Origin of the sequence: Paenarthrobacter sp. PH39-S1, assembly GCF_030063245.1 — a bacterium.
Classification (GTDB): domain Bacteria; phylum Actinomycetota; class Actinomycetes; order Actinomycetales; family Micrococcaceae; genus Arthrobacter_M.
Genome location: NZ_JASISR010000087.1, coordinates 1 through 2,378, shown reverse-complemented (window position 1 = coordinate 2,378; position 2,378 = coordinate 1). Strand labels below are relative to the sequence as shown.

Annotated in this window: 3 protein-coding genes; 2 read left to right on the top strand and 1 reads right to left on the bottom strand. The window is 56.9% G+C overall.

Annotated features, from left to right (window positions below):
• Nucleotides 1-370: 370 nt before the first annotated feature.
• Nucleotides 371-622, top strand: coding sequence for a hypothetical protein (locus QMG52_RS21575; RefSeq protein ID WP_283562450.1), 252 nt, complete (start codon nt 371-373; stop codon nt 620-622).
• A 99-nt stretch (nt 623-721) separates the two neighbouring features.
• On the opposite strand, the gene QMG52_RS21570 is transcribed toward QMG52_RS21575, so the two are convergent.
• Entirely contained in the window at nt 722-1,072 is a 351-nt protein-coding gene (locus tag QMG52_RS21570) for a helix-turn-helix domain-containing protein (RefSeq protein WP_283562449.1), read from the bottom strand.
• Between the two features lie 370 nt (nt 1,073-1,442).
• Between QMG52_RS21570 and QMG52_RS21565 the strand changes: the two genes are divergently transcribed.
• Entirely contained in the window at nt 1,443-2,315 is an 873-nt protein-coding gene (locus QMG52_RS21565; RefSeq protein WP_283562448.1) for a protein kinase family protein, read from the top strand.
• Nucleotides 2,316-2,378 lie beyond the last annotated feature (63 nt).

Here is a 2,378-nt window from a genome sequence, read left to right as displayed (position 1 = left end):
GCCTTCGCCACCGAAATCCTCCACGAGCTGCTCCCCCCGCGAAGACCCAGAACCAACCCACGGGCCATCAAACGCAAAATGTCCAACTGGCCACTCAAACGAATTCCCAAACCTAAGTAAACGGCATAGGGCCTAGCTGCTGATTAACCTGACGTCCAAAATACCGTCCGTCTCATTGTCGGCTTCGCACAGCGATCAGGCGTCTCCGTCCATGTGGAGGGAGGAATATTGGACAGGCGTTGGTCGAAACGTGGGTAGTTCCTTGTCCCGGTCTTATCCTTAACAGATGGACGGCAGCGAGTTGAGTTACCAGGGCCAACGTGAGCTGCTCAGCGAGTAAGTTATCGAACTGGGGGTCAACGAGCCGACGTTGCGGGCTGATGTGATGGCACGCGGCGCGGGAGGCACCGCGCCTGTCGCGGAGCCGTACAACGCGTTGTCTCGCCAGATAGGGGAAGCATCGTATCAGGTCACCGATGATCAGATGGAGGCCGTGAGGATGGCGGCCGGGAGCGACAAGGCTGCATTTGAGATTGTTTTTGCCGCCAGCGTTGGCGCTGGCCTCACGCGGTGGGACGCAGCGTTCCACGCGATCGAGGGACTTGACGATGCGTCTGCGTGAGATCGAGCAAGGGGACCGGTTATCAAGCCGGATACTCTTCAAATTGATTTCTCTCATGTCCGGAACCCGGTTCCCAGACGCCGCGCGGGTCGCGTTTTATCACCGCACTTTCGCAGGACCGGTCCTCAATGCGTGGACGCTGCGAATCAAGTCGCGAATGATTTCCTCAACCGGCTCAGGCAGGCGGTTCCCATCCTTGCCACCGGTCGAACGGCGAACCGCCAGATCAGTAACAAGACCAGAACCCTGGCGGTACCGGCCCAGCAGTACGTAAACCTGCCGGAGGGAAACACCGAGCTCTGCTGCCGCCCTGTCGGCGGCAACAATCCCAATCGCGCCGCGCACCGCCAACGCCCCGATCACCGCCGCCCGGCTCCGTGCCTGTTCCCACGCAGAATCCGACATCGTCAGCTGCCCATGGGCAGCAACTCGAAACGGATCGGCGTCCATGTCTGCCTCCTTTGGGAACAGGAGTACCGAACAGAAGCGACTTTAGTGCAGAGGAGTACCGATCAGCCAGTGGACACAAGTCATCTGCACAGCCCCCTAAACCACGGGAAGATTTGCGCAGTCAGCTTCTGAAAATGACATCCAGATTGGACGGGCCGGCACGTCAAAAACGGTCGTTTTTGACTGGCGCGCCACTCAAGAGGAAAACTCTGGTTGGATGTTGGACATGAGGAAGAAGTGGTTGGAACAGCCTCATGGCGTGTACCGAGGCCCTAATCTGGGCGACGCAAGTCAGCTAAACCGCTGAGGCGTTGGATGAAACCGGCTCCAAAATGTTCAGAACCCCTACATTCAAAGAGCGGAGAATCGTATGCCCCTAGACAGCCTCGCATTGATGCTGACCGATATTGCAGCAAAGTATGAAGCACGGCCGTCTTCGCCGGCTTTCGCCCGCCTCTATGAAGAGGTAGGGCGCTGGGGGCATATGTTCGCTGTGCTGCACGAGGAACTCAATAACCATTTTGAAGCCATCAACGGCAGGGCTGAAACCACTGGGCACTATTGGGCTCAGCCCAGCAGGGACTTCCTTGAGCTGATCAAAGACTTGAAGGAGGACCTATACGCCCTGAAACGCGCGGGCGTGGACGCCAAACTGGTCGACAAATACCAGCAGGCGATCGAGCGGTGCCAGCCCTGGCTCTCCCCGAGCGGCGGAAGCACAGTGCCGGAAGATTTCGAACCCGTCGCGATCATCAAATACGAACAGGTCTTCAGCGAAACTTCCTCGTCGGTGAACCTCAAGAAACAGCAGTCGCCAGTTGAACTCAAGATGATTGGTAGCGGATCGTACGCCAACGTCTACGCATACGTTGATCCGGATTACGGTATTAAATTTGCGGTCAAGCGGGCCAAACGGGACGTCAACGAACGGGACCTACAGCGATTTCGCCAAGAATTTGATGTAATGAAAGCCCTCAGCTTCCCCTACATCGTAGAGGTCTACAAATTCGACGAGACCCGCAACGAGTATCGGATGGAATTCTGCGACGAGACACTCAGGAATTACATCTCAAAGCGAAATGGCAATTTGCACTTCTCCACACGGAAGCGGGTCGCCCTTCAGTTCTTGTACGGCATCAGCTACATCCACAGCCAGAATTTTCTTCATCGGGACATCAGTCGGCGGTGTCATACCCTCGAAGCAACACGTTGGTTGAATAGAGGAGCTGCTGGTGGGGCGTAGGCCGTTGTCGTTTTCGGATCGGGCGGACATCGCTGTGGGGATCCTGGCTGGGAGGACGGATCG

Coding starts and splice junctions, on each gene's coding strand:
- QMG52_RS21570 (WP_283562449.1), bottom strand. CDS start 1,072: ATGGACGCCGATCCGTTTCGAGTTGCTGCCCATGGGCAGCTGACGATG.
- QMG52_RS21565 (WP_283562448.1), top strand. CDS start 1,443: ATGCCCCTAGACAGCCTCGCATTGATGCTGACCGATATTGCAGCAAAG.